At 69.1% G+C, this 19,785-nt stretch carries 21 protein-coding genes and 6 tRNA genes; 10 read left to right on the top strand and 17 right to left on the bottom strand.

The window, feature by feature from the left end; genetic code table 11:
• The 3 genes from FJV41_RS25240 to FJV41_RS25230 all read left to right on the top strand — a co-directional run bounded on the left by FJV41_RS25240 (position 1) and on the right by FJV41_RS25230 (position 2,721).
• Positions 1–1,392 carry a hypothetical protein gene (locus FJV41_RS25240; RefSeq protein ID WP_141645104.1) on the top strand — a complete coding sequence of 464 codons (1,392 nt, stop codon included), beginning with the start codon at positions 1–3 and terminating at the stop codon, positions 1,390–1,392.
• A gap of 57 nt (positions 1,393–1,449) precedes the next feature.
• Entirely contained in the window at positions 1,450–2,241 is a 792-nt protein-coding gene (locus FJV41_RS25235) for a helix-turn-helix transcriptional regulator (RefSeq protein WP_141645103.1), read from the top strand.
• Positions 2,242–2,331: 90 nt separating this feature from the next.
• Positions 2,332–2,721: a VOC family protein gene (locus FJV41_RS25230; protein WP_141645102.1), complete on the top strand. Its 390-nt coding sequence runs from the start codon at positions 2,332–2,334 to the stop codon at positions 2,719–2,721.
• Between the two features lie 6 nt (positions 2,722–2,727).
• Here the strand turns inward: FJV41_RS25230 and FJV41_RS25225 are convergent.
• The 7 genes from FJV41_RS25225 to FJV41_RS52470 all read right to left on the bottom strand — a co-directional run bounded on the left by FJV41_RS25225 (position 2,728) and on the right by FJV41_RS52470 (position 3,618).
• Positions 2,728–2,798, bottom strand: a tRNA-Ala gene (locus FJV41_RS25225).
• A 104-nt stretch (positions 2,799–2,902) separates the two neighbouring features.
• Positions 2,903–2,977 (bottom strand) — tRNA-Pro (locus tag FJV41_RS25220).
• A gap of 28 nt (positions 2,978–3,005) precedes the next feature.
• Positions 3,006–3,081 (bottom strand) — tRNA-Pro (locus tag FJV41_RS25215).
• 9 nt (positions 3,082–3,090) lie between these two features.
• Positions 3,091–3,165: transfer RNA gene (locus FJV41_RS25210), tRNA-Leu, on the bottom strand.
• 35 nt (positions 3,166–3,200) lie between these two features.
• Positions 3,201–3,272, bottom strand: a tRNA-Ala gene (locus FJV41_RS25205).
• Between the two features lie 17 nt (positions 3,273–3,289).
• A tRNA-Gly gene (locus FJV41_RS25200) sits at positions 3,290–3,361 on the bottom strand.
• A 104-nt stretch (positions 3,362–3,465) separates the two neighbouring features.
• Complete coding sequence (locus FJV41_RS52470; protein ID WP_174457030.1) at positions 3,466–3,618, bottom strand: hypothetical protein; 153 nt, start codon at positions 3,616–3,618, stop codon at positions 3,466–3,468.
• Between the two features lie 223 nt (positions 3,619–3,841).
• Here FJV41_RS52470 and FJV41_RS25195 point away from each other — a divergent pair, with 223 nt between their 5' ends.
• The 3 genes from FJV41_RS25195 to FJV41_RS25185 all read left to right on the top strand — a co-directional run bounded on the left by FJV41_RS25195 (position 3,842) and on the right by FJV41_RS25185 (position 7,690).
• The gene (locus FJV41_RS25195; protein WP_141645101.1) at positions 3,842–5,215 is read left to right on the top strand and encodes a hypothetical protein; all 1,374 of its coding nucleotides are present in this window, start codon (positions 3,842–3,844) and stop codon (positions 5,213–5,215) included.
• Positions 5,216–5,405: 190 nt separating this feature from the next.
• Positions 5,406–6,731 (top strand): magnesium transporter, encoded by a 1,326-nt coding sequence (mgtE, locus tag FJV41_RS25190; protein ID WP_141645100.1) that lies wholly within the window; start codon positions 5,406–5,408, stop codon positions 6,729–6,731.
• A gap of 35 nt (positions 6,732–6,766) precedes the next feature.
• Positions 6,767–7,690 (top strand): DUF6929 family protein, encoded by a 924-nt coding sequence (locus FJV41_RS25185; RefSeq protein ID WP_141645099.1) that lies wholly within the window; start codon positions 6,767–6,769, stop codon positions 7,688–7,690.
• A gap of 21 nt (positions 7,691–7,711) precedes the next feature.
• Here FJV41_RS25185 and FJV41_RS25180 read toward each other — a convergent pair whose 3' ends face one another.
• Positions 7,712–8,620, bottom strand: a complete 909-nt coding sequence (locus FJV41_RS25180; protein ID WP_141645098.1) for a tetratricopeptide repeat protein — start codon at positions 8,618–8,620, stop codon at positions 7,712–7,714.
• Positions 8,620–8,871, bottom strand: a complete 252-nt coding sequence (locus FJV41_RS25175; protein ID WP_246137398.1) for a hypothetical protein — start codon at positions 8,869–8,871, stop codon at positions 8,620–8,622. Before FJV41_RS25175 ends, FJV41_RS25180 begins: the two co-directional genes overlap by 1 nt.
• 175 nt (positions 8,872–9,046) lie before the next feature.
• Here FJV41_RS25175 and ybiA point away from each other — a divergent pair, with 175 nt between their 5' ends.
• Complete coding sequence (ybiA, locus tag FJV41_RS25170; protein ID WP_141645096.1) at positions 9,047–9,490, top strand: riboflavin biosynthesis intermediates N-glycosidase; 444 nt, start codon at positions 9,047–9,049, stop codon at positions 9,488–9,490.
• Between the two features lie 45 nt (positions 9,491–9,535).
• On the opposite strand, the gene FJV41_RS25165 is transcribed toward ybiA, so the two are convergent.
• Positions 9,536–10,861, bottom strand: coding sequence for a rhomboid family intramembrane serine protease (locus tag FJV41_RS25165; RefSeq protein WP_141645095.1), 1,326 nt, complete (start codon positions 10,859–10,861; stop codon positions 9,536–9,538).
• Between the two features lie 197 nt (positions 10,862–11,058).
• Here FJV41_RS25165 and FJV41_RS25160 point away from each other — a divergent pair, with 197 nt between their 5' ends.
• The 3 genes from FJV41_RS25160 to FJV41_RS25150 are packed head-to-tail and all read left to right on the top strand — an operon-like array spanning position 11,059 to position 13,793.
• Positions 11,059–11,970, top strand: a complete 912-nt coding sequence (locus tag FJV41_RS25160; RefSeq protein WP_141645094.1) for an alpha/beta fold hydrolase — start codon at positions 11,059–11,061, stop codon at positions 11,968–11,970.
• A gap of 39 nt (positions 11,971–12,009) precedes the next feature.
• Positions 12,010–13,080 (top strand): sensor histidine kinase, encoded by a 1,071-nt coding sequence (locus FJV41_RS25155; RefSeq protein ID WP_141645093.1) that lies wholly within the window; start codon positions 12,010–12,012, stop codon positions 13,078–13,080.
• Positions 13,077–13,793, top strand: a complete 717-nt coding sequence (locus FJV41_RS25150) for a LytR/AlgR family response regulator transcription factor (protein ID WP_141645092.1) — start codon at positions 13,077–13,079, stop codon at positions 13,791–13,793. Before FJV41_RS25155 ends, FJV41_RS25150 begins: the two co-directional genes overlap by 4 nt.
• 8 nt (positions 13,794–13,801) lie before the next feature.
• Here FJV41_RS25150 and FJV41_RS25145 read toward each other — a convergent pair whose 3' ends face one another.
• From FJV41_RS25145 to lspA (FJV41_RS25115), 7 genes are all read right to left on the bottom strand, one after another.
• Positions 13,802–14,185 (bottom strand): hypothetical protein, encoded by a 384-nt coding sequence (locus FJV41_RS25145; RefSeq protein WP_217439225.1) that lies wholly within the window; start codon positions 14,183–14,185, stop codon positions 13,802–13,804.
• Between the two features lie 176 nt (positions 14,186–14,361).
• A complete protein-coding gene (locus FJV41_RS25140; protein ID WP_141645090.1) occupies positions 14,362–15,240 on the bottom strand; it encodes a hypothetical protein in 879 nt (292 codons plus the stop codon).
• Between the two features lie 36 nt (positions 15,241–15,276).
• Positions 15,277–15,780: a KdsC family phosphatase gene (locus FJV41_RS25135; RefSeq protein WP_141645089.1), complete on the bottom strand. Its 504-nt coding sequence runs from the start codon at positions 15,778–15,780 to the stop codon at positions 15,277–15,279.
• Positions 15,781–15,790: 10 nt separating this feature from the next.
• Positions 15,791–16,921, bottom strand: coding sequence for an MXAN_5187 C-terminal domain-containing protein (locus FJV41_RS25130; RefSeq protein ID WP_141645088.1), 1,131 nt, complete (start codon positions 16,919–16,921; stop codon positions 15,791–15,793).
• A gap of 41 nt (positions 16,922–16,962) precedes the next feature.
• Positions 16,963–18,270 (bottom strand): prolipoprotein diacylglyceryl transferase, encoded by a 1,308-nt coding sequence (locus FJV41_RS25125; RefSeq protein ID WP_141645087.1) that lies wholly within the window; start codon positions 18,268–18,270, stop codon positions 16,963–16,965.
• A 117-nt stretch (positions 18,271–18,387) separates the two neighbouring features.
• Positions 18,388–18,999 carry a signal peptidase II gene (lspA, locus tag FJV41_RS25120; protein WP_141645086.1) on the bottom strand — a complete coding sequence of 204 codons (612 nt, stop codon included), beginning with the start codon at positions 18,997–18,999 and terminating at the stop codon, positions 18,388–18,390.
• A gap of 33 nt (positions 19,000–19,032) precedes the next feature.
• Positions 19,033–19,656: a signal peptidase II gene (gene lspA / locus FJV41_RS25115; RefSeq protein ID WP_141645085.1), complete on the bottom strand. Its 624-nt coding sequence runs from the start codon at positions 19,654–19,656 to the stop codon at positions 19,033–19,035.
• Positions 19,657–19,785 lie beyond the last annotated feature (129 nt).

The raw sequence follows: 19,785 nt of genomic DNA, 5'->3' as shown, positions 1-19,785 counted from the left end.
ATGAGTTCATATCGACTCCCCGCCCGGGCGCTCGTTGTCACATGGAACGCCGTCGACGGCGTCGGCACCCTGCGGACGGAGGATGGAAGCGAGGTCCGCTTCGGCGCCTCGGCGTGCACCGACTTCGAGCCTGAGACAGGGCTCGACGTATGGCTCGTGGAGACCAAACCCGACCCGCTGGGCCGTGGCGAGCGCGCCAAGGTGGTGAATCGCTCCGGACGGATGGAGCAGGACAAGCTCTCCCAGTTCGAGCAGGAGGCCGCCGAGGAGGAGGCCCGCTTCGAGCGGGAAGCAGCGCTGCTCGACACCGTGGGGCTCGCCGAGGAGCCGGAGTCCACCGACTACGAGGCGCTGACAGCCAAGGAGCGCACGCGCCTGGCCCGAGGGTTGATGGAGCTGAAGCGGACCTCCCATCTGGCCGAGGAGCCCTTCACCCACCTGGTAGAGCTGGAGCCAGCCCTCTTCCACCCCTACCTCGACGAGCTTTCCCGCGAAGAGGAGCCGGAGTGCCTGGCCTGGGTGGACGCTCCGCTGCACCGCGCCCTCGCGCTCACCCAGGAGCTGCGCACGGACTGGACGCCGAATCGTGGCGGGCCTCCCGTGGGGTCGGTGATGAGCCACCAGGACGCGGGGCGACAGGAGCGAGCCCCGGGAGACCCGGTGGCCGCCGCCGCGCTCGCACTCGGGCGCAGCGGACACCCCGAGGCCCTGCGCGCCCTGGAGCAGTGGATGGCCGGGCTCGGGGAAGCGGAGCAACGCGAGGCGCTCCACCTGCTGTTCCTGGCGGATGTCGGAAGGCGCCCCTCTGGCGAGCTGGTGTATCTGTACTCACGGACATGTCTCGAAGGGGTCGCGAGCGAGGCGTCCGAGGACGGCCCCGCACCCGTGGCGAAGGGCCTGCTGTGGTTCCCCACCGTGGGTGCCGCCTGTCTGACCTGCGGTTCCGGACTGGTGGACGCGCTCCGGCTCGATGAAGACACCACGGGCCACCCCTGGCCCACTCGCCTGCCCACCTGCCTCGCCTGCATCTTCCAGGGCGGCGTGGTGCACGTGGAGGTGTCACGGGATGGAACGCTGGGACGGGCCGTCTCCCAGGTCTCTGAATCCCAGCATTCGCACAAGGTCCGCCCCCCGCCCACGGGCACGGTGGAGTTCATCCCCGGGCGCATCCGACGAAGCGTTCCACGGAGCGAGCGGGAACAGCACCACCGTCTCGGAGGAGCCCTCTCCTGGATTCAGTCACCAGATGTCTTCGGCTGCCCCAACTGTGGCGAGCCCATGCGCGCCGCCGGGCAGGTCCGGGACGAGGACGCATGCTTCTCCGACATCGGCATGCTGTACGCGGTGGCCTGCGGGCCCTGCGGCATCGTCACCACGTTCTCCCAGTCATGAAGGCCCGCGCGCGGCCCGACCTCCAGCGCTATCCTCCCTTCATGTGGAGGGTGTGGGATGCACGAGGGTGAGGCGTTGGGCGGCTACACGGAGGTGTCGCCCTCGGGAGTCCTGGCGGACCGGGTGGACGCCTTCTGGCGCTTCGTCGCCCCGACGTCCCAGGGAGCAAGCGAACCTCCCCGCGTCCACCGGGTGCTCCCCGACGGCTGCACGGACCTCATCGTCCACTTCCGCGACGCCAGCGCCGTCGGCCGAGGTGCCGAGCCCCGTCTGACGGTGGTCGGCCCCATGGAGCGCTTCGCCCTCGTCGACCTCGAGCCGGGCTCGGTGAACCTCGGCATCCGACTCAGGCCCGGCTGGGCGCTCGCGTTGCTCGGGGTGAGCCCTCGCGAGCTGCGGAACCTGAACGTCCCGGTGGAGGAATGCGCGCCGGTGTTTCGGGCCCTCCAGCAGCGACTGTCGTCCTGTCGCTCGCTGACGCACGCCATGGCCCTGCTTCGAGAAGAGCTCTCGATTCGCAACGCCTCCCCTCGATACATTCCGAGGGCTCGCACCACCCATGCCCTGCAGTGCATCCAGTCGTCCGCCGGGCAGGTGCGCATGTCCTCACTCGCCCGCACCCTGGGCATCAGCGAGCGGACACTGCATCGGGATATCCTGGAGGAGGCAGGGGTGGCTCCCAAGCTGCTCGCCCGGGTGCTCCGCTTCCAGCGGGCCCTCGCGCGCCTGCGCACGGGGGAGCAGGACCTGAGCACCCTGGCGCTCGACTGCGGCTACGCGGACCAGTCCCACTTCACCCGCGAGGTTCGCGAGCTGGCGGGAGTGTCCCCCACCGGGCTCCTGGAATGAGGCCTGTCCGAATTCTTCAAGACGCTCCAGCGGGGGCATGAGAGACCCGCGACTCCTGGCGGTACCTCACCTTCTCCTCGGAGCGTTCCCATGCAGCTCGGCTATGTCATCCTCTACGTCCCGGATGTGCCCGCCACCATCGCCTTCTACGAGACGGCGTTCGGCCTGAAGCGGCGCTTCATCCACGACAGCAACTCGTACGGAGAGCTGGAGACGGGCACCACGGCCCTGGCCTTCGCGTCGGAGGAGATGGCGGCCCACAATGGCCTCACCGTGCGCTTCCACCGGCCGAAGGAGACCGCCGCCGCGGTGGAGGTGGCGCTCGTCACTCCGGACGTCGCGGCCGCCTTCCAACGCTCGGTGCAGTCGGGTGCGAGCCCCGTCCATCCACCCAAGCAGAAGCCCTGGGGACAGACGGTGGCCTACGTGAAGGACCTCAACGGCGTGCTGGTGGAGCTCTGCTCCCCCATGTCCGCCTGAGGTGAATGGAATCGCCGGGAATCGAACCCGGACCGCCCGGACGCCAGCCGAGTGCTCTCCCGTTAAGCCACGATCCCTGAAGGGGTGCTGCCAGCGCTCCGACAGGGAATCGAACCCTGTTCACACGGTAGACGGCCGTGCTGCGATCCAATCGCATCCCGGAGCTGATACGGACGACACATCTGGATGACAGGATTTGAACCTGCGGCCTCACGGATCCGAACCGTGCGCTCTGGCCAGACTGAGCTACATCCAGGAAACTCACAGCCACTGCGTGCAACGAGTCGGGACGACTGGATTCGAACCAGCGACCTCACGCACCCCAAGCGTGCGCTCTATTCCAAGCTGAGCTACGTCCCGAAACGACCATGCCGCGAGCGGGAGTCGAACCCGCAACCTCTGCATTCTGAGAGCAGCGCCTCTACCAGGTTGGGCTACCGCGGCGTTTGAAACAGACACGAACAACAACTGTGATTGAGTGGAGCCGCCGGGATTCGAACCCGGGACCGCTCGGATGCGAACCGAGTGCTCTCCCGCTGAGCTACGTCCCCATGAATGTCTTTGAGTAAGCAGCCTGCGGGATTTGAACCCGCGTCGTCCTGAGTGGCGCTCAGGTGCCTCGCCTCTCGGCCAAGGCTGCGTGTGCTGGTACTGGTGCGTGCCCGGAAAAAGAGAAGGGCCGGGTCCCCTTTCGGGAGCCCGGCCCTGCCTGCCGTGCCACGTTCGAGAACGGGCGCGGAAGAGTCAGGTTCCGGGCGGACGACCGCCGGCGGTATCTCCCAGCAGGGCTGGAGCAAGAGCGGTGGCAAGACCGGCGGGCGCGAGCGCATCGATGCCGCTGACAGTGTCGTTCAGAATCTCGGGGTTCATCGGGCTCGTCAGGTTCGCCGTCGTCATGGTCACCGCTCCTTTCATCGAGAAATGACGCGCGGATATTTCATCCCTGACATGCGAGTGTTTTCAGACAGGGATTGCCCCGCACACACCAGCATCCGCGAGGCGACACCCTTGTCGCACCGGGGCTGACCGGGCTTCCGGTTCGGGGTATGAGTCAGGACGAAGCCCGCGCCGCTTCCCCCTGGCCGGAGGGGACGCCGACGTCGGGGTGAGACCCCCTCGGATGAAGACCACCCTCCCCCTCGCCCTGGCCGCCCTGCTCGCCCTCCCTGGCTGCGCGCAGAACGATGAACCGGCCCTCTGCAACTTGTCGCTCCCAGGGGAAGCGCCAGGCATCGACCCGCTGCTCGTCCCCGTGGGCGCTCCCGCGGCGATGCGCGTGGACATCGCCACCCGGACGCTCCAGTGCGAAAGCGGCAAGACTGCCCAGGCTCCCGACACCGCCACCGCGGAGGTCTTCGACCCGGAGAACCACGTCATCCCCTCCGAGGTCTCCCTGCAGGCGTCGGGCACGGTGGCCACGCTGAGCTTCACGCCCACCGTCGTGGGTCGGCACCACGTCATCCTCGCCTTCACCCCGGTGGGTGGCATCCGGCAGCTCGGCGTCTATGCGGCGAGCCACTGGGCGGGGGCTCCCTCCCCCGTCACCCTGCCCCTGCCCCGATGTGGCCAGCTCGAGCGCACCGCGCACGGCCTGTGGCTGTGTGACGGGGTCGCCTTGCGCAGCCCCTCCGACCGGCCCCTGCGACTGGGCACCGGCGCCACGCCTCCCGATGTGGCCGTGTCGGGCAACGTCGTCTGGGTGGTGGGAGATGGGCGGGTGCGCCGGTACGTGGATACGGGCTCCGAATTGGAGCTGACGGGCTCGCTGCTGCTGAGCACGACGACGGGCGTGAAGGTCATCCAGTCGCGATTGGCCTCGGAGAACGAGCTGGTGGTCCTGGACGCCGAGCTCCTGCACCGCTTCGTCTTCACCGACACCGGGGTGCTTGAGTCCCCCACTCCCGCCTTCTGGGCGACAGGGCAGCCTCGGATACCCTTTGGCCTGGACAGCGCGGTGGGGCTGCTGGTGCGCGCGGCGGAGGACCAGGTGTTGGTGGTGAGTCAGCCCGGGCCGATCGACAACAGCACGGCCTGCGCCTTCAAGGTCGGAGCGGACGGGGCCTTCCTGCCCGAAGGCCTGCTGTGCGCTCTCGTGCGCGGCAGACCCGTGGGGATGGAGGACGGCATCCTGTGGACCCAGGTCGGCGTCAACATCCCCACGTTGAACGCCGGACGCATGCTGCATCGCTGGGGCATCTCCGAGGGGCGGCTCGAGGAACGCAACGCGCTCATCCTGGATGCCTCCATCGCCGTGGCCGACGCGCCCCTCCGAGGGGGCTTCACCGTCCCCGCCCTGTACGCCGTCCCCCGGAAGGCCACCGCGCTGACACGGCCGAGGGTCCTCCCTGACAGGTCCGCGCTGGGGCTGGAGCTGATGCCCACCAACATGCCGCTCGCCGAGGGCGCTCGCGCCACTTCGCCCCGCTTTCATTGGGGCGGAGACTCGCGCCCCACTGTCGGCTTCACCACGGTCTACGAGCAGGCCCTGCCCTGAATCCACCGGTCCGCACCCCGGAATCGACTGGCTGGGGCTCCCACGAACGGTCCACGGCCCCAGGCTGGTGACAGGTTCGGAAAAAGCGAGGGGAGATGGTTGCCTGCCTCTCGCAGTGCCCTCCGTGCGGGTGTAGAGAGGCCGGCGCGTCGCGACTGGCCGCGCGCTCCCACCCTCGGAGGCGAGCCCCATGATGGACAGCCCTCTCAGCGCCTCGCTCTCCATGGAGGAGCTCCATGAAGCGTGGCCGGTGCTCTCCATCGACGAGCGCCTGGAGGGCTTCCGCCTCTTGCCGACCGCGGTGGCGGACGACTTCTTCCTCGCCCTGTCCGCGCGCGAGCAGGCGGAACTCATCCTCCACCTCCCGACATCGGAGCGGCGCACGTGGGTGCGGCTGCTGCCCCCCGACGACCTGGCGGACCTGGTGCAGGCGGTGGAGCCCGAGGAGGCTGACGCCATCCTCGCGCAGCTCGACGACGCGAGCCGGCGCGAGGTCAACGTGCTGCTGGCCTACGCGGAGGACGACGCCGGCGGTCTGATGAACCCGCGCTTCGCCCGCGTGCGGCCGGACATGACCATCGACGAGGCCATCGGCTATCTGCGCAAGCAAGCGCGGGAGAAGGTGGAGACCGTCTACTACGCCTATGCGCTGGACGCGGAGCAGCGGCTGCAGGGCGTGCTCTCGTTGCGCCAGCTCTTCCAGGCCGCCAGCGACAAGAAGGTCGCGGACGTCATGCACCACGACGTCATCACGGTGTCGGAGAACACGGACCAGGAAGTGGTGAGCCAGCTCTTCGCCGAGCACGGCTTCATGGCCCTGCCCGTGCTCGACGAGCAGAACCGGATGAAGGGCATCGTCACGGTGGACGACATCGTCGACGTCGTCCAGGAAGAGGCCACCGAGGACATCCAGAAGGTCGGCGGCATGGAGGCCCTGGAGGCCCCCTACTTCGAGGTGGGCTTCTTCGGAATGCTGAAGAAGCGCATCGGCTGGCTGCTCGTCCTCTTCCTCGGACAGATGCTCACCGCCACGGCCATGAGCAGCTTCGAGGGCGCGATTGAGCGCGCGGTGGTGCTCAGCCTCTTCGTGCCGCTCATCATCTCCTCCGGTGGCAACTCCGGCAGCCAGGCCTCCACGCTCATCATCCGCGCGCTGGCGCTCGGCGAGATGCGGCTGAAGGACTGGTGGCGCGTGGCCCGGCGCGAGGTGCTCTCCGGGCTGGTGCTGGGCTTCGTGCTGGGCGCGGTGGGCCTGGGCCGCATCGTGTTGTGGCAGGAGGTGTCCGGTGCCTATGGCGAGCACGCCTTCCTGCTGGGCTGCGCGGTGGCGCTCTCCGTGCTGGGCGTGGTGACGTTCGGCACGCTCGCGGGCTCCATGCTGCCCCTGGTGCTGCGCCGCTTCGGGTTCGACCCCGCGAGCGCCTCCGCGCCCTTCGTCGCCACGCTGGTGGACGTCAGCGGCGTGGTCATCTACTTCACCGTCGCCAGCCTCCTGCTGCGCGGCACGCTGCTCTAGAGGCGCGAGTCACATCCCTCGCGGGAGGTCCGGCCATGATTCGCACCACCCTTCGGCGCACCCTCACCCTGGAGGCCCCTGAGTCTCCGGGCCGCATCGCCCATGTCTCCGCCGCCAGTGGACTGGTGCGCGTGGGGGAGTGGCTCTACGTCGTCGCGGACGACTCGCTGCACCTGGCGACGTTCCCCGCGCGCGGAGACGCCCCGGGACGACTCGCGCGACTCTTCGCGGGCGAGCTGCCGGAGGAAACCCAGGCACGCAAGGCGGCCAAGCCCGACCTGGAGGTGCTCTGCGCGCTGGGGCCCTTCGCCGGGGCGCCGCATGGGGCCCTGCTCGCGTTGCCGTCGGGCTCCACCTCCGTGCGCATGCGCGGTGCCGTGCTGCCGTTGAGCGCGGAGGGAGCGCTCGCGGGCGAGGCGCGCACGGTGGACTGCTCGGCGCTGTACCAGCAGATTGGCCGGGAGCTGGGCTCGCTCAACATCGAGGGCGCGGCGATGGTGGGCAGCCGGCTGCGGCTGTTGCAGCGGGGCAACGGGGACACGGGCGTGGACGCGCTGGTGGACCTGGACCGCGAGCGCGCGCTGCGCGGAATCGAAGTGGGCGCTCTGGGCCCGGAGGTGCTGCGCACGATTCGGCGCTGGGACCTGGGCCACGCCGGCGGAGTGCGGCTGTCCTTCACCGATGCGTCACCGCTGCCGGATGGGCGGCTCGTCTTCACCGCGACGGCCGAGGACACCCGGAATGCCTACGCGGATGGCCCGGTGGCGGGCTCCGCGGTGGGGCTGCTGGCGCCAGATGGGACGCCGCTGTTCCTGGACTCGGTGGACGCGAAGGTGAAGCTGGAGGGCGTGGACGCGCGGGTGGAAGGTGGCCGCGTGCACCTGCTGCTGGTGGCGGACGCGGATGACCCGGCCGTGGCGGCGCCCCTGCTGGAAGCGGTGCTGGACGTACCGGCGTAGGCGCCCTGGACGGGCCCCGCGTCAGTCGTGCTCGTGCGCCGCCTCTTCGGGCCTGCCACCCACGGCTTCGAGCGAGGAGCGCGCGGGACGGGCCCGGTCGAAGGCCACCTCGCGCTGGCCCACACCCTCCGCCGTGGTGTTGGCGATGCGCTTACGCGCACGGGCGATGTAGTCCTGCACGAGCGTCGGGTCCGGGTGCGTCTTCAGCGTCTCCACCCAGGTCTCGATGGCCTTCTCGTGCTCGCCGGCATCCGAGCGCAGCTTGCCCATCTCGAAGAGGGCGTGCGGGGACAGCTCCGAGTCCGGGAAGCGCGTGCGCAGGTCCGCGAAGGCGCGCGAGGCCTCCTGACGTCGGCCCTCCATCATCGCGATGGCCTGCGCCTGGAGGAACAGGGTGTCGTCCACGAAGACGCTGGTGGCGAAGCGCTCGACGAGGCGGCGCGTCTCCAGCTCGCACTGCTGATAGTCGCCCAGCTCGAAGTAGAGCTTGCCCACCTGGTAGTGCAGCTCCGCGCCTTGCGGAGGATTGCGCTGGAGCGCGGCGGTGAGCTGGTCGATGGCGCCGCGCAGGTCGCGGTAGTGCACCCGCAGCAGCTCCGCGAGGATGATGCGGGCCTCGAGCGCCTCGGGGGACTCGGGGCACTGCTGGATGAGCTCGCGGTAGACGCCCACGGCCTCCTTCACCTTGCGCTGCTCCAGCCAGTAGACGTCGGCGGCGCCCTTCAGCGAGCGGGCGCGCAACACGAGCGCCTCCGGCGAGCTGTCGTGGCGCAGCATGTCGAACGCCTTGCGGTATTCGACGAGGGCCTCGTCGGGACGCTTCTCGAAGATGGCGTCGCGGGCTCTCTGGAGGTGGTCGACAGGCTTGTCGCGACGACACCCGGCACCCGCCAGGGCTAACGCGACGAGGGCGAACCGGAGCGCCCGCACTAGCACTTCTCCGGAGTGACGGTGACGCACCGCGAATCCTCGCAGCTCACACACTCGGCGATGGGCGAGACGTCGGTGACGCACACGTCGACGCGGGAGGTGCGAGGACAGTCCTCGGACGTGACACAGCGGAAGACGCTCCCGTCTTCACGGGTGACGTCCTGGGCCGTGGAACCGCAGACTTCCAGGTCGTTGCATCCCAGCAACCCCGCTCCGATGGCGGCGAGGACTGCGTGCGTGGCGCGTCTCACGGCGGCGGTTCTACCTGGATTCGCCCACGCCGTCACGGAACGGTGTGTCTGCTCGTCTGCCTACCGGGAGACCCCTTGCACCCTCACCACAGACGGTGAAGCCTGAAAAGCAAGCGTGTCACGAAGTACCCGGCACAATGCCGGTAGGATTTGGCTCACACCCAGGTGAATCAACATGACCGAGGCCATCCACTTCTACAGCGTCACCGACGACCACGGCTGGTGCTCGAACTTCGCGCCCTACCCCATCAAGCTGGGTGGCAAGACGTGGCCCACCAGCGAGCACTACTTCCAGGCCCGGAAGTTCGAAGACCCCACGGACGAGGAAGCCGTCCGACAGGCCCGGACACCGATGCTCGCGGCCCGCCTGGGCAGGGACCGCAAGCGCAAACTCCGACGGGACTGGGAGTCCATCAAGGTCTCCGTCATGCGCGAGGCCGTGCGCGCCAAGTTCACCCAGCACGAGGACCTTGCCCGGCTCCTGCTGGAGACCGGCGACGCGAAGCTCGTCGAGCACACCGACCAGGATGACTACTGGGGCGACGGCGGAGATGGCCGCGGCAAGAACATGCTGGGCCGCATCCTCATGGAGATTCGAGAAGAGCTGCGCGCACGGTAGGGCACCCCGAGTTCCTCTCCTCCCTGGGCCCGTCACTCGCCTGAATCAAGGCCAGTGCATCGATGCCAGGTCCTCGCGAAAGCCCGCCGCGAAGACAAGACTCACCACCACCGCGCCCAGTGCCAACAAGGACACCGCGCCCGCCCACCGCGTCCCGGGTGGCGTCGCGTCCTCACGCCGCCACACCCGCGCGAGCCCCAGCCCCACCACGCCTCCCGCGAGGGCACCTCCCAGGTGCGCTGCGAAGTCGACCTGATTCCCCGTGCGCGACACGGCGATGGGAATCAGTGAAGGCACCAGCAGCCGCAGCGCCATCATCTGAACCTCCACACGGCCCGGCCCCACGGGCAGACGTCGGCTCACCGCCAACACCGCCGCCAGGAGCCCCATCAGTGCCCCCGACGCGCCCACCGACACCACCGCATCGCCATTGAGCGCCATCGACAACGCTCCGCCGCCCAGCGCGCTCACGACAAGCAACACCCCCAGCCACGCTCGGCCCACCATGCTCTCCAGCACCATCGCCCCGAACCAGAGGCAGAAGCCGTTGAGCAGCAGGTGGATGAGGTCTCCATGCAGCAGCGGCGCCAGGAACAGTCGCCACCACTGGCCATGCTCCAGCACCAGCCCCGAGACCAATCCTCCCAATCCCACCAGTGTCTGGAGACCCGGCGCGAGCAGCCCCGTGCCCGGTGAGCCCACGGCGAAGAGGTGCTCCGCCGCGAAGCCGAGCGCCAGCGCCACCAGCAACGCCACCGTCAGCACCGGCTTGCGCTCGACGGCCTCCGCGACCTCGACCTCCTGCCCCTCCATCACGCGAGGCTCCCGGAGCAACCCTCGCACGTAGCCACGCGACACCATCGCGCGCCGCCACGTGTTCGCCCACACCTCGCCAGAAGACACGTCCACGTGCATCGCATGCAGGTGGACCTTGTTGAACATGCCAAGCCGGTGACGCTCCAACCGCTCCTGGTCCTCCCGCGTCGCGGGCCCGCTCCCCACTTCGATGAGCTGAAGGCCCACGGGCAGCTTCGTCCCACTCACCGTGCCCGAGTAGTGCAGACACGCCTTGCCCACGCGCTCCAGCGCCGAGGTCTCCAACGTGAAGCGCCGCGAGGGCTCACGCTCGCGCTCCACGATGCAGACGATGACGCATGAGTACCCGTCCGAATACGTGAGCACCGCGTCCGACGCATCGACCAACTCCGCCGCCTCGGGATGCGTGCCGGGCTGAAAGCCCTTGTCGGCCATCAACCGCCGCGCCAGGTACTCCGCGAACGGCGGCCCGGAAGTCACCGCGGCGGGCGGCGCGGGCACCTGTCCTGTCAACGCTTCCTCGGAGGCGGACTGCGTGGAAGGTGGCGGCGACACAGCGGTTCCTTTCCCAAAGCCCTGACCGATGAGCCTGCACGAGAAGCCCGTCTCCACGCCAGCCGCCCGGCCCCTCCACCACTCATCCCGCACCAGAACCGCTCATGGAGTATCCAGGGCTCCCGGCGGCCCGGCGCGTACCTTCTTCCTCGCCCGGCACCGCCATCCCGGCGGCGTCCAGTTCGTGGGAGTCCTCCATGTCTCGTGCCCTGCTCCTGGCGGCGTTCGTCGCCGTGCCCCTCGTCTTCGGCTGCGCCACCACCTCCGGCGCCAGCAGCGCCGCCACTCCCACTGCGCCCTTCGCGGTGAAGCGCTCCGGACAGGGCCAGCCCGTGCTGTTCATTCCCGGTCTCGCGTCGTCGGGCGAGGTGTGGGAGGAGACGGTCGACAGGCTCCAGACTCAGTACGACTGCCACGTCTTCACCCTCGCCGGCTTCGCGGGCCAGCCGTCGGTCCCCGCGCCCTTCCTGCCCACCATGCGGCGCGCGCTCGCCGAGTACATCCGCGCGCAGGGACTGAAGAAGCCCATCATCGTCGGACACAGCCTGGGCGGTGCGCTGGCGCTCGGCCTCGCCGCCGACGCACCGGACCTGGTGGGCGGCGTCTTCATCGTGGACAGCGTGCCCTTCCTGCCCGCCTTGATGTACCCGGGTGCCACCGTGGAGACCTCGAAGCCGTTCGCCGAGCAGTTCCGCACCCAGATGCGCATGCAGACCGTGGAGCAGCGCAGCCAGGGCTCGCGTCACGCGCTGCAGGTCTACATCTCCGATGAGGCACGACGAGAGGTCGCCGCGCGCTGGGGCGCGGACTCGGACCCGGAGACGGTGACGCAGGCGATGTACGAGATGAGCATCACCGACCTGCGTCCGGAGCTGTCGCGCATCACCGTGCCCACCTTCGTGCTCGGCTCGTGGGTGGCCTTCCAGGGTCGTGTCCCGCGCGAGGCCGTGGAGGCCAACTATCGCGGCCAGTACCAGACCCTCACCACCGCGCGTGTCGTCATGCACGACACGGCCCGGCACTTCATCATGTGGGACGACCCCCAGGGCTTCCTCGCCACGCTGGAGGCCTTCCTGAAGACCACCGCTCCCGTGGAGTCACGGCGCTGAGCGTGGTGAACTCTGGTCCCACGCAAGGCAGGAGCTCGCATGTCATCCCGACGCGCCAAGGTGTATGCGGCCTGCCAGGTGGGCGGCTGGGGCCTCTACGGTCTCGTGAACATCCTGCTGACCCTCCTCACGGTGGTGGCCCTGTCGCGAGGCACGGAGCAACTGCTGCCCCGCACGTTGTGGACCCTCGCGATGAGTCTTTCGGGCGGAGTCATCACTCACTTCGCCCGAGCCCCGCTGAACCTTCGCACGTGGGTGCAACTCCCGCTGCTTCGCCTGGCACCACGCGTGGTCCTCGCGTGCGTGGGACTGGGCGCAATCCAGCAGGCCGTGGGCCTCTTCCTCGCCTACCCCGTGCTCGGCCTCTACAAGCCCGAGGACTTCTCCTTCGCCTTCGCGATCACCGGCGTCTCGTTCTGGGCCGTGGTGATGCTGATGTGGCTGCTGACCTACTTCACCGTCCACTTCGTGGACCGGGCCCGCACCATGGAGCGCGAGCGCTGGCAACAGCAGGCCGCGGCCCAGACAGCGGAGCTGCGCTTCCTCAAGGCCCAGCTCCAACCCCACTTCCTCTTCAACTGTCTCAACAGCGTGCGCGCCCTCATCGTCGAGGACCCCGTCCGCGCGCAGCAGGCCGTGACGCGCCTGTCCTCCCTGCTCCGCCACGCCCTCTCCGCTCGCGGCCCCGAGACGGTGCCACTGTCCCAGGAGCTCCAGGTGGTGCGTGACTACCTGAGCCTGGAGGCCATCCGGCTCGACGAGCGCCTTCGCGTGCGCGAGGACGTGGCCCCGGAAGCGCTCGACATCCCCGTGCCCGCCATGCTCGTCCAGACGCTGGTGGAGAACGCCATCAAGCACGGCATCGCGCGGACTCCGGAAGGTGGCGAAGTGAGCCTGTTCGCCCACGTTCACGGAGGCGCGCTGCTGCTGGAGGTGGCCAATACCGCCGCGCCCCTCGGCACTCCCACCGCGCCCCACTCCAACGGCGTGGGCCTCCACAACGCGAGCGAGCGACTGCGCCTGCTGTGCGGCGCCCACGCCTCGCTCCTGCTCGACCAGACACATGCGGCGCTCACCACGGCGCGCGTCCGGATACCGCTGCCCTCATGAGAGTCCTCATCGTCGATGATGAACGATTGGCCCGCGCCGAGCTGCGCCGACTGCTGGCGGCCTTCCCGGACGTGGAGGTGGTGGGTGAAGCCACGCACGTGGACGACGCGTGCCGACAAGTCGAAGCGCTGGAGCCGGACCTGCTCCTGCTCGACATCCAGATGCCAGGTGGCACGGGCTTCGACGTGCTGGCCCGACTCGACGAGCCTCCGGACGTCATCTTCACCACCGCGTATGACGCCCATGCGGTGCGTGCGTTCTCCGTCAACGCGCTCGACTACCTGCTCAAGCCCATCGAGGCGGAGCGGCTCGCCGAAGCCCTGGAGCGGGTGCGCCAGCGCGGCGGCCATGTACCGCACGCGCCTTCACGCACCCAGGACGCATCCCTGGAGCGGGTCTTCGTGCGAGACGGTGAGCGCTGTTGGCTGGTGCAGCTCGCGCAGGTGCCGCTCATCACCTCCGAGGGCAACTACGCCCGGCTGCACCTGGAGGGACATCAGCCGCTGCTGCTGCGCTCGCTGAGCTACCTGGAAGAGAAGCTGGACCCGGCGCGCTTCTTTCGCGCCAGTCGCCAGCACCTCATCAACCTCGACTTCGTCGAGACCCTGGAGCCCGGCCCCGGAGGCACGCTGGTGGCGCGCCTGCGCGGAGGCACCGAGGTGGAGATGTCACGCCGTCAATCCCAGCGCTTCCGTGAGCGAATGAGCCTCTGAAGCGCGCGTCAGTTGGCGCCACGCTGGCGCTTGGACGATTTGCCGGAGGTGAGCACCGTGTCCACCGCGGCCACGCTGCTGCGACGCCGCATCTGCTTCACGCGCTCTTCCATCTTCTCGTAGTGCTTCATGCGCGCCAGCATGTGCGGTTCCGAAGTCTGACAATGCAGCTGCGTCACTTCCTGGTGACGACGCCCCATCTCCTGCCACGTCTGGAGCATGGCCTGGTTGCCCAGGAGCCGCTCCTCGACATTGTCCAACACCGCGTCCAGCTGCTCGGCTTCCGCCTCCAACGCCGCGAGCCGCTCCTGGGACTCTTCCGAGGGCGTCGAGCACCCCGTGGTCACCGAGAGGCCCACCACCACCACCGACAGCCCGAGCCACCTCTGCATCCCCACATCGCCTCCCACGTGTCTCGCGCCATCCGCAAGCCTCTCGCGCGAAACCCAAACTAGGGAGGCCCCCCTGACGCGACAACCCGTGCGGGCAAGCGACCCGGCGGACTTTTCACGAAGTGACGATTCTCAACACCGCGGCGCGGGTTGGCGGCGGTGCCAACGCCCTCTTTTCACTCTCGAAGCGCTGGCACATGTACGCCGAGCACGGTGAGCATCGCCCACCAACCGAGAACAGTCCCCGCGCCCGCGCCAAGGACGGGCACAGGAAAGTTTCCGAAGAACGTCGAGCCCACCAGCGCGGCGAAATACAGGACGAAGGCGACGCCCAGTCGCGCGGTCCGCGAATCCCGACTCCGCGCCGCGAGGAGTCCTGGGAGCAACAACCCCGTCATCGCGGCAATCGCCAGGAACACCCCCAGCGCTCCTCGCGAAACGATGAGCACGAGGATGCGCTCCACATGGTCGACCGGAGCGAGCGGGTCGCTCCGAGTCCAGGTGACGACCACAAGCCCCAGCAGCACCATTGCGATGGGGATGCCCACGCGCCTGTTCACGAAGTCGCCGCCCACCAGCAACGGCAGCGTCGCGAGCGCGAGCGCCGTGGCCTGTGAGGCATCCGGCTGCAGGAGGTGAAACCCCTGCACCAACACCATGAGCCCGCACGCAAGCCACCGAGGCCAGGCACCGCGAGACGCGACGCCGAGCAGCAGCCAAGGAAGGAAGGCCGCTGACGCGTTGACTCGCACGGGCCCCAGCGACCACCAGCGATGAACACCCTCCAGCCCCGGCGCGGCCAACGTCGCGGCGATGGCGAGACACGCGAGCACGGGGAGCACGCGCTCCGCCCGGCGATGCGACTCCCACGGGCCCCGCGTCAGCAGCATGAAGCCCGCGCCGCCCAACACGATGGCCACGAGGTTCGGAAGAAACGCGGCGGGACGGACACCGTGAGCACTCGCCGCCCAGAGGCCGACGCACGTCGCGAAAACTGGCGCGACGAACGACCAGGGCCGGGAGACCTTCATCACGCCCACGGGCTTCTCATCCAAGGCCCCTCGCCTCCGTCCACGCAGGCCCGCGAGTGGCTACGGCCGGTGACGAAGGATGAACTCACACACTTCGCGCGCGGCACCGAAGCCCGCGGGCTTCTGGGCGACGTAATGCACCTGCGCGCGCACCTCGTCGGGGGCCTCGGGCGGCGCGGAGGAGAAGCCCACGGCCTTGAGCAGCGGCAGGTCCACCACCTCGTCACCCATGTAGCCGCAGTGCTCCGCGGAGACGTTCAGCAGCGCCAGAAGCTTCTCGAAGTGCGCCACCTTGTCCTGGCTGCCGAAGTGCACGTGTTTGATGCCCAGCGACTGCATGCGCATCTGCGCGGACAGGCTGTCGCCCCCGGAGATGGCGGCCACCTCGATGCCCACCTCCTGGAGTCGCTTGATGCCCATGCCATCCCGCACGCTGTACATCTGCGTCCAGCCGGAGTTGGGCACCCAGAAGATGCGTCCGTCGGTGAGCGTCCCGTCGATGTCGAAAATCATCACCGACAGACGCGCCACCCGCGCCTTGAGCGATTCCAGGTTCTGATTCATCGCGAGCGGCCTACTTCGGCACGGCCTTGAGCGAGGCCTTGCCGTCCTTGATGACGACCTTGAACTCCACCGCCTTGGCGTTGTGCTGCTTGAGCAGCTCCGGCACCTGCTTGCGCAGCGTCGCGGCCACCGACTCGTAGGAGATTTTCGAGGTGTCTTCCTGGCACCGCCGCTTCGCGGTGACATACGCGTCGTACACCGCGCGCAGCTTGTCGTCCGACATGCCTCCGCCACCCGCCGAGGGAGGCTTGGGCGCCGCCGAAGCCACCGGAGCCGGAGGCCGGCTGGGAGCCGTCACACCCGGCGCGGAGGAAGGACGCGCCGGGGGAACCGTGGAGCCCACAGGCTTCGCGGTGGCCATGCCCGGAGGCACCGTCGCGGTGCCCCTCGCCGGAGTGCCACCCACCGGCGACGTAATCGTGGGCAGTCCGCGCGGAGGCGTTCCCGTCACCGGCGCCACGGTGGGCTGGCCCCGAGGGGGCGTTCCCGTCACCGGCGCCACCGAAGGCATTCCACCCGAAGTCAGCGGCGCCACACCCGGCACGCTCGCTCGCGACGCGGGCGCCATGGCGGGTGCCACCGAAGGCACCGCGGAAGACCCGCGCGCGGGCATGGCCGAAGCGGCGGCGGCGATACCGGCCAGCTGCGGCTCGTTGGTGGGGCGGGGGCGGAGCACTTCCTCCACCTCCTCGAAGTCCATGTCGGAGATGTCCTCCGGCAGCTCCACCACGCCCTTCTTCGCGTCACTGCTGGAAGATGTGCCGCGCACCTCCGCGCGACGGCGGGCCTTGAACAAGTCCCTCTTGTACGTGCCCGCCTCGATTTCCTGCAGCGTGCGCGTCCAGAGCCGCTCGTACGTGAGGTACTTGCCGTGGATGCTCCCGACGCGGAACTTCGCGGCGGTGCTGCGGATGAAGCCGGTCTTCAGCCGCATCACCCGCTTCTTGAAGTCGTCGTGGGCCCGCGTGGGCGGATGACGCTCGTTGCCCAGGAAGTACTGCTCGTAGAGGTTGCGGAGCACGGCCAGCTCCGCCTCCAGCGCCTCACACTCCTGGAGGACGGCCTCACTGGAGCTGCTGTCCGCCTGGGGCTTGCCAGCGAAGGACTTCGAAGCGGACTGTCGGGCGTCGGGGGGAGGCATGACTCCTCAGAGTGTCCCCAACCCGCGCCCGGGGATCAACCTCACGCCGCAGACGGTGTCGGACCCAGACCGCCCGCCGCCTCGCCGGCCCCTCGCCGCCCCTTCTGGTAGAGCAGCACGGCGCCAAAAGCGAACATGCACAGCGAGATGAACTGACTGGTGGAGACGTTGTACCAGGCCTCCAGCGGCACCGCGCCCGCCAGGCCCTGGGCCCCCAACGACTCCAGGAGCCCGTGCAGGGTGCCGCGCTCCACGTCCCCGCGGAACAATTCCACGGTGCTGCGCAGCACCGCGTAGGACATCAGCCACAGGGCGAAAATCTGCCCGTGGAAGCGCCGGAAGCGCCGCGCGTACAAGAGCCCCACGAAGAGGACCAGCTGGCCCACCGACTCGAACAACTGGGTGGGGTAGACACCCAGGGTGTGGCCGTGCTGGACCACCCAGTCGGAGATGCGCATCGCATCGGGCGCCGCCTGGTGCAGAATCTGCCCCGTCGCCTCCACCACGAAGCGCGAATCCTCCAGCTGCGAGGAGTAGGCGAGGCTCGACGAGCTGCCCACCCGCCCGAGCAGGTCCTGCGCCAACCCCGGCCCCGGGAAGTGCACGGCGGTGGCCGCGTGCGAGGGAGCCACATCCCCCCAGCAGCACCCCGCGCTGAAGCAGCCCAGTCGGCCCAGACACTGGCCCAGCGACACGGTGGGGATGCACACATCCGCCAGCCGCAGGAAGTCCATGCCGGACGAGCGCGCGAAGAACCAGGCCGCCACGGCCGCGCCGATGAGCCCCCCGTAGAAGACGAGGCCGCCACCCAGCGACAACACCTGCGTCCAGTCCCGCGCGTAGTCCTTCCAGTTGACCAGGATGAAGAGCAGCCGGCTGCCACCGATGCCGCCGATGAGCACCCAGAAGGCCATGTCCATCACCTGCTCGCGCTTCTTGGGCCCCTCCACATCCACCCACTGGCCCTCCACGAGCTTCACCTTGCGCCACTCGTCCTGCGCCAGCCGCCCCGCCACCGTCAGCGCGGTGATGAAGCCAGACGCCAGGAGCACGCCGTAGGTGTGCAGGGGGATTCCCTCACCCTTGCCCCCGGGGAAGGCGTCGGCGGGCAGCGCGTACTTCAGGCCGAACCACGCCAGCCCCGCACCCGCGACGCCGAAGCCCAGCGCGCGCAACAGCTTGTCGGTGGAGTTCGTCGCGGCCCGCGTGCCCGTCTTCGGGTCCAGCACGCCCTGCGCGCCTCGCCACCCGTTGAAGGCGATGTAGCCCACCGTGCCCACGGCGACCGCGTACAGCAACAGCTGCGTCCAGAGGCTGGTGAACGTGAAGCGGATGAGGACGGGGAGCATGGAGACCTGCCGGAAGGCGAATGGGGCGGCGCGGCGCGAAGGCTACCCCTGTCGCGCCGCCAGGCAAGGCGAGGGGGCCCGCCGGTCCGCCCGGCTGCCCTCCCGGGAGGCTTTGCTTCAGGCGGCCTTGGACTCGGCCGGTGCGGGCTTCTCCTTGCGGACGAAGGCGTCCACGAGCAGCAGCCCCACGCCCACGCAGATGGCCGCGTCGGCGACGTTGAACGAAGGCCACGCGGCCTTGTCGAACCAGTGGGCCTCCAGGAAGTCGATGACGAAGCCCCGGGCCAGCCGGTCGATGTAGTTGCCCAGCGCGCCACCCAGCACGAGCGGCAGGCCCCACAGCGCCCACTTCTCCTCCGGGTCCGAGCCGGACAGCTTGCGGAAGTAGAAGACGATGAGGACGACCGCGCCCAGGCTCACCACGTGGAAGAGCGGCCCGCGCTTCTCCGGGGACAGGCTGCGGAACAGGCCCCACGCGGCGCCCGGGTTCTCCGCGTAGCGCAGGCGGAAGAAGGAGTCGGCCACCTCGATGCTGCGGCGGGGCCGGTAGTGCAACCCGTCGAAGCCCTGCGGGGGCGGCTCGCCGAACATGGCGCCCAGGCGCCCGCCCAGCGTCTCCTGCCCTTGCATCTGGGAGGTCAGCTCACGGACGACGAGGTACTTCGTCCACTGGTCCAGGACGATGACGCCCAGGGCGACGGCGATGAGGATGACGTATTTGCGAGGCACGCCCGGGGGCTTACACCACCGGGCCCCCGCCCGTCACGGATTGGGGCTCTGGGTGAGGGGCGCCGCGACGGCCTCCGGGCGGCGCACCTTGAGCGAGTCCAGCAGCATGAAGGCCACACCCACGCAGATGGCCGCGTCCGCCACGTTGAAGGTGGGCCAGCGCATGCCTGGCTGGTTGCGCCAATGCCAGTCGATGAAGTCGATGACGTAGCCGCGAATCAGCCGGTCCGCGAAGTTGCCCAACGCGCCACCGGTGATGAGCGCCAGCGCCACTCGCACCATCTTCTGGTCCAGCGAGGTGCGGCGGTACATCAGGAAGATGAAGGCCAGCGCCGCCACGCTCACCACGTGGAAGAACGCGCGCCGCACACCGTCCGGCAGGTTCGCGAACAGGCCCCACGCCGCGCCCGGGTTCTCCACGTAGCGGAAGTGCCAGTAGTCCTCGATGAAGCGATAGGGCCGCGTCACCCGCCGCTCACCCTGGGGCGGTGGGTCGTTGTCCAGGTTGTGCTGGGTGAGGAAGCCCGTCACCCGGGACACCCCTTCCCGCCCATCCAGGGCATCCGTCAGCCGGGACACAGCCAGATATTTGGTCACCTGGTCGGCGACGAGCACCGTGGTGGCCACGAGGAGGAGGAGGCGTAGGGAAGCTTTCATGAGGCGTCCCAATCCTCTAACCCGCCCCCCCGAGCCCTGACAACCCGGTGAGCGCACCTGGCCCCAGGAGGCCTGCCCGCTCTGTCTCCCTGCCAGCGCTTCTTTGGGGCATGGTGGAGATATGTCGCC

It is taken from the genome of Myxococcus llanfairpwllgwyngyllgogerychwyrndrobwllllantysiliogogogochensis, from assembly GCF_006636215.1.
Lineage (GTDB): Bacteria > Myxococcota > Myxococcia > Myxococcales > Myxococcaceae > Myxococcus > Myxococcus llanfairpwllgwyngyllgogerychwyrndrobwllllantysiliogogogochensis.
Note: the sequence above shows the minus strand (reverse complement) of the source record. Positions and strands in the feature narration are given on the sequence as shown.

Coding starts and splice junctions, on each gene's coding strand:
- FJV41_RS25235 (WP_141645103.1), top strand. CDS start 1,450: ATGCACGAGGGTGAGGCGTTGGGCGGCTACACGGAGGTGTCGCCCTCG.
- FJV41_RS25135 (WP_141645089.1), bottom strand. CDS start 15,780: ATGAATCAGAACCTGGAATCGCTCAAGGCGCGGGTGGCGCGTCTGTCG.
- FJV41_RS25155 (WP_141645093.1), top strand. CDS start 12,010: ATGTCATCCCGACGCGCCAAGGTGTATGCGGCCTGCCAGGTGGGCGGC.
- mgtE (WP_141645100.1), top strand. CDS start 5,406: ATGATGGACAGCCCTCTCAGCGCCTCGCTCTCCATGGAGGAGCTCCAT.
- FJV41_RS25145 (WP_217439225.1), bottom strand. CDS start 14,185: ATGCAGAGGTGGCTCGGGCTGTCGGTGGTGGTGGTGGGCCTCTCGGTG.
- FJV41_RS25230 (WP_141645102.1), top strand. CDS start 2,332: ATGCAGCTCGGCTATGTCATCCTCTACGTCCCGGATGTGCCCGCCACC.
- FJV41_RS25160 (WP_141645094.1), top strand. CDS start 11,059: ATGTCTCGTGCCCTGCTCCTGGCGGCGTTCGTCGCCGTGCCCCTCGTC.
- FJV41_RS52470 (WP_174457030.1), bottom strand. CDS start 3,618: ATGACGACGGCGAACCTGACGAGCCCGATGAACCCCGAGATTCTGAAC.
- FJV41_RS25195 (WP_141645101.1), top strand. CDS start 3,842: ATGAAGACCACCCTCCCCCTCGCCCTGGCCGCCCTGCTCGCCCTCCCT.
- ybiA (WP_141645096.1), top strand. CDS start 9,047: ATGACCGAGGCCATCCACTTCTACAGCGTCACCGACGACCACGGCTGG.
- FJV41_RS25150 (WP_141645092.1), top strand. CDS start 13,077: ATGAGAGTCCTCATCGTCGATGATGAACGATTGGCCCGCGCCGAGCTG.
- FJV41_RS25185 (WP_141645099.1), top strand. CDS start 6,767: ATGATTCGCACCACCCTTCGGCGCACCCTCACCCTGGAGGCCCCTGAG.
- lspA (WP_141645085.1), bottom strand. CDS start 19,656: ATGAAAGCTTCCCTACGCCTCCTCCTCCTCGTGGCCACCACGGTGCTC.
- FJV41_RS25130 (WP_141645088.1), bottom strand. CDS start 16,921: ATGCCTCCCCCCGACGCCCGACAGTCCGCTTCGAAGTCCTTCGCTGGC.
- FJV41_RS25125 (WP_141645087.1), bottom strand. CDS start 18,270: ATGCTCCCCGTCCTCATCCGCTTCACGTTCACCAGCCTCTGGACGCAG.
- FJV41_RS25240 (WP_141645104.1), top strand. CDS start 1: ATGAGTTCATATCGACTCCCCGCCCGGGCGCTCGTTGTCACATGGAAC.